Raw genomic sequence first — 5,031 nt, forward strand, 5'->3', positions numbered from 1 at the left:
CGACCTGCGCTTCGTCACCGCGAAGCCGGCTCGGGCACACGCATGTTGCTCGAACTGATGCTGGCCGGAGCCGGTATCGCCCACAAGAAGATCAATGGCTTCGAGAACACCGAGTTCACCCACTCGGCGGTAGCCGCCTTCATCGCCAGCGGCATGGCCGACGTCGGCTTCGGCGTGCAGACCGCCGCCCACCGCTTCGGCCTGGGCTTCATCCCGCTGGTGCGCGAACGCTATTTCTTCGCCCTGCCGGCGGCGTCCCTGCAAGACCCGCTGATCCGCTCCGTGATCGACATCCTGCAATCGGACAGCTTCCGCAAGGTGGTCAACAACCTGGCCGGCTATGACGCCACCGACATGGGCAAGATCCAGACCATCAAGGAAGCCTTTGGCTAACTAGGGCCTGTTCCCCTCCCCAACTGCCGCTTGTAGGCGCCTGGCGAAGAGGCTAAACTCGCGCCCCTGGCCCGCTGCCGTCCTGGCGGCGGGCCGTTTCTTTTCGTCTGCCCGATCGCGCCATGAATTCCGCCGCACCCGCTTCCAAGCCCACCCAGCTCGCCCTGTCCGCACTTGCGGCGCTGGACGTCCGCCTGTTACGCCTGTTGGACGCCCTGCTCGATGAGGTACACCTGGCGCGTGCCGCGGCGCGCGTGGGCTTGTCGCTGCCGGCCGCAGCCAGCGCGCTGGAACGCTGCCGCCAGTTGCTGCGCGATCCCTTGCTGGAAGACGGTGGCCTGCAGATGCGCCTGACGACCACCGCCCAGGCCCTGCGCGAGCCCTTGCACAAGCTGCTGTATGGCGACGGGGTTGGCAAAGACAGTAACGCTGCAGCGGACCAGGCGCAGCCGGAGCAGGGTCTGGCCACGCTGGCGCGCCGGGTGCGCATCCTGATGCCGGACTATCCGGCGCAAGTGGTGGTCCAGGCCTTGTATCAGGAACTGCGCACCGCGGCGCCCCTGCTGGACCTGGAATTCCAGACCTGGCTGGGAGAGGCTGACGCCATCGCCCGCCTGGAACGCGGCCAGACCGAGCTGGTCCTGGGCGCGGCCACGCCCGCCCTTAACCTGCGCGGTCGCGAGGTGCTGCAGGAACGCTGCGTGGCGGTGATGCGGCGCGACCATCCGGCCGCGCATCAATTGACCCTGGCGCGCTGGCTGGACTATCCGCATCTGCAGATCGCCTGCCACGACACGCTCAACCGCATGATGGACCAGCAGGTCGCCATGCAAGGCCGACGCCGCCGCATCGGCATGGTGATCCCCAATTTCCTGATGGCGCCGGCCTTGCTGCAGGGCTCGGACCTGATCGCGGTCATGCCCATGCACTGTGTGCCGGCCGCCACCGCCGCTCATCCGGTGGCGCTGACCTGCCTGCGCCCGCCGCTGCCGCTGGAGGCACCGCCGCTGCGTCTCTTACAGCATCGCCGTCATGCCGATGACCTGGCCGTAGCGCACGTGGCGCAGGTGCTGGAACGCATCGTGCGCCAGCGCTTCGAGGGCCGCTGAACTAGACAGTGGCCGAAGAGGCCGTCACATCCAGGTGCTTCTGCAGGAAGCGCACACATTCGCGCACCTTGGCCGAATTCTTCAATTGCAGGGGATAGACCGCGCACAGGTCGGCCTCCTGGAAATACTGCGGCAACACCCGCACCAGCCGCCCGCGCTTGAGACTGTCGGCCACATCCCAGATCGAGCGCAGGATGATGCCATGCCCATCCACCGCCCACTGGTGGATGATCTCGCCATGATTGGAGGCCAGCCCACCCGAGACCTTGACCGTCTCCTGCCCCTTGGGCCCCATCATGCGCCAGATGCCGAAGGACTGATTGCGCTCGCGGATCACCAAGCACTGGTGCTGGCGCAGCGCAGCCAGGTCGGCCGGCGCGCCATGCTTCTTGAGATAGGCCGGACTGGCACATAGCACGCGCTGGCTGGGCAGGATGCGCTTGGAAAACAAATGCGGCTCATGCCCTGCCCCCACCCGGATATCCAGGTCGATGCCCTCGTTGACCAGGTCGATCTGCCGGTCCACCAGTTCCAGTTGGATCTTCAACTCCGGGTGTTCGCTGGCAAAGCGCGACAGCAAGGGCGACACCACCTTGCGCCCCAGCCCGAAGCTGGTGCTGATCTTGAGCAAGCCGCGCGGCACGCGCTTGGCGCTGCTGACGGTTTCCATCATCTGCTCCACGTCGTCGAGTATCTTGCGCGCCCATTCATGGACATTGCCGCCATCCTCGGTCATGACCACGCTGCGCGTGGTGCGATGGAACAAGCGCACGCCCAGCGCCTGCTCCAGCAAGGCGATGCGCTTGCTGATGTAGGCCGGCGAGGCTCCCACCTCGCGCGCCGATTCGGCAAAATTGCTATGCCGCGCTACCACGCAGAACAGGCGCAGATCTTCCAGCAGGGGAGAATTGTTCACGATATGTAGCCATTGGAGTCCACGATGTGTAGATTATAACGACTTGCGCTGATGAGCTTTCCGCGCCAGCCGAGACGCTGCGCATCGCCTGCCAAGCACGCCAGATCTCCCGCAGCGGCCCGAAATGTGGCAGTCTTGCGCTATCGCAATGAATTCCTTGGAGTCACCGGCATGAGCATCATCGAAGAGCAGGAAGTCCCGCCCGACCTCCCGCATATCCAGCGGATCGAAGTCAATCAATTGCAGTGCCTGCGCGTACAGACCGAACGCGCCGAATTGCTGATTGCCGAACAGGGCGCCCAGGTGCTGCGCTACCAGGTCCACGGCCAGGAGCCGCTGATCTGGCTGAGCGAGCAAGCCGCCTTCGAAGCCGGCAACTCGGTGCGCGGCGGTATCCCGGTATGCTGGCCCTGGTTCGGCGACCTCATGCGCAATCCGCCGCAAGTCCAATCCCTGCACGCCGGCGGCCGCCTGCCGGCGCATGGCCTGGTGCGCGGCATCCCCTGGCTGTTGATGGAAAACGCCATCGAAGGCGACACCGTGCGCCTGGTACTGGCCATTCCCCCCACCACCGAATCACCGGCCTTGCGCCACCTGCCGCCGGGTATCGAGCTGCGCCTGGAAATCCTGCTGGACGAGCGCCTGCATCTGAAGTTGACCACCCGCAACGGCAGCGAGCAGCACATCGCCCTGACCCAGGCACTGCACAGCTACTTTGCCGTCAGCAGCATCCATGACGTCACCGTCGAGGGCCTGGAAGGCCAGCGCTACATCGAAACCCTGGAAGGCTGGGCCGAGCGCGAGCAGAAACGTGCGCTGGTAGTCAGCAGCGAAACCGACCGCATCTACCTCGACCTGCCGCCCCACCTATCGATCCGCGACGATGGCTGGAACCGCCGCATCCATATCCAAGCCAGCGGCTCGACCTCGGCCGTGGTCTGGAACCCCTGGGTGAGCAAGGCGCGACGGCTGTCGCAATTTGCCGATGACGCCTGGCAACGCATGTTGTGCATCGAAACCGCCAATGTCATGGACGACCTGGTGGAACTGGAACCAGGGGCCGAGCACAGCATGGGCGTGAGCCTGTGGGGCGAAGCCCTGGGCGGCTAAAGCCTGCGGGCCCGGCTGAGGCGCTACCACTGCGGTAGCGCCTTTTTTCTGGACTGACGTTTTCTGCACTGTTCACGAATCGTGTTTTATAAAATCACCCAGTTCGTGGATGATCATTGGGCAGAAGCGTTCTATGATGGCTGCAGTTTTTATCGCCCAGTCATCTCCAGAGGAGCAGCAACGATGAGCAAGACCCACAGAATCGCCGTCATCGCCGGCGACGGCATTGGCCAGGAAGTGATGCCCGAAGGCCTGCGCGCGGTCGAGGCCGCCAGCAAGAAGTTCGGCATCGACATCGAATTCACCCACTTCGACTGGGCGCACTGCGGCTACTACGCCAAGCACGGCCAGATGATGCCGGATGACTGGTTCGAACAGTTGAAGGGCTTCGAAGCCATCTTCTTCGGCGCCGTCGGCTGGCCGGCCACGGTGCCGGACCACGTCTCGCTGTGGGGTTCGCTGCTCAAGTTCCGCCGCGAATTCGACCTCTACGTCAACCTGCGTCCGGTGCGCCTGATGCCGGGCGTGCCCTGCCCGCTGGCCAACCGCAAGCCGGGCGACATCGATTTCTACGTCGTGCGCGAGAACACCGAAGGCGAATACTCCGCCATCGGCGGTCGCATGTTCGAAGGCACCGAGCGCGAGACCGTGATCCAGGAATCGGTGTTCAGCCGCAAGGGTACCGACCGCATCCTCAAGTTCGCCTTCGATCTGGCGCAAAGCCGTCCCAAGAAGCACCTGACCTCGGCCACCAAGTCCAACGGCATCGCCATCACCATGCCTTACTGGGATGAACGGGTCGAAGCCATGGGCGCCAAGTACCCCGACGTGCGCCGCGACAAGTACCACATCGACATCCTGACCGCGCACTTCGTGCTCAACCCGGATCGCTTCGACGTGGTGGTGGCCTCCAACCTGTTCGGCGACATCCTCTCCGACCTCGGCCCGGCCTGCGCCGGCACCATCGGCATCGCCCCCTCGGCCAACATCAACCCGACCCGCGAACTGCCTTCGCTGTTCGAGCCGGTGCATGGTTCGGCGCCCGACATCTTCGGCAAGAACATCGCCAACCCGGTGGCCACCATCTGGTCCGGCGCCATGATGCTGGACTTCCTGGGCAATGGGGAAGGCAAGTACCGCCAGGCGCACGACGCCATGCTGGCGGCTATTGAACAGGTGCTGGTCAATGGCCCGACCACCCCTGACCTGGGCGGCAAGAGCAATACCACCGAGGTCGGCCAGGCCATTGCGGCGGCGATCTGAACCACGCTGCCCCAAGCGTGAAATGAACGATGGCTCGCCGTGTGCGAGCCATTTTCATGTGCGCGCAGCATGTTCATTCGCGATGGGCATGTTAGGATTGCCGCAACTTTATTTTTCGCGATCGTTGAGTTGGACATGGCTGCAAGCCTGCGCATGACGGGACACCGGGTAATAGCCGAACTGCTCTTCTGGAGCATCACGCTGCTACTGTTGCTGGAAGACGATGTCGCCATGCTGGCC

5 protein-coding genes are annotated in these 5,031 nt (G+C 64.2%); 4 read left to right on the forward strand and 1 reads right to left on the reverse strand.

Annotated elements, in window-relative coordinates; genetic code table 11:
- Both I5W_RS11820 and I5W_RS11825 read left to right on the forward strand, forming a co-directional pair.
- Nucleotides 1–393: substrate-binding domain-containing protein (locus I5W_RS11820; RefSeq protein WP_044529370.1), on the forward strand; the 393-nt coding region annotated here is incomplete at its 5' end.
- Nucleotides 394–515: 122 nt separating this feature from the next.
- Nucleotides 516–1,502 carry a LysR substrate-binding domain-containing protein gene (locus I5W_RS11825; protein WP_044529371.1) on the forward strand — a complete coding sequence of 329 codons (987 nt, stop codon included), beginning with the start codon at nucleotides 516–518 and terminating at the stop codon, nucleotides 1,500–1,502.
- Nucleotide 1,503: 1 nt separating this feature from the next.
- Here I5W_RS11825 and I5W_RS11830 read toward each other — a convergent pair whose 3' ends face one another.
- A complete protein-coding gene (locus I5W_RS11830; protein ID WP_017454089.1) occupies nucleotides 1,504–2,418 on the reverse strand; it encodes a LysR family transcriptional regulator in 915 nt (304 codons plus the stop codon).
- A 171-nt stretch (nucleotides 2,419–2,589) separates the two neighbouring features.
- On the opposite strand from I5W_RS11830, the gene I5W_RS11835 reads away from it, so the two are divergent.
- Nucleotides 2,590–3,528, forward strand: a complete 939-nt coding sequence (locus I5W_RS11835) for a D-hexose-6-phosphate mutarotase (protein WP_017454088.1) — start codon at nucleotides 2,590–2,592, stop codon at nucleotides 3,526–3,528.
- Between the two features lie 183 nt (nucleotides 3,529–3,711).
- Complete coding sequence (locus tag I5W_RS11840; protein WP_044529372.1) at nucleotides 3,712–4,791, forward strand: tartrate dehydrogenase; 1,080 nt, start codon at nucleotides 3,712–3,714, stop codon at nucleotides 4,789–4,791.
- The last annotated feature ends 240 nt before the right edge of the window (nucleotides 4,792–5,031 follow it).

The sequence above is a fragment of the Herbaspirillum sp. B65 genome, assembly GCF_000333555.1.
In the GTDB taxonomy this organism is placed as follows: Bacteria; Pseudomonadota; Gammaproteobacteria; order Burkholderiales; family Burkholderiaceae_D; genus Herbaspirillum; species Herbaspirillum rubrisubalbicans.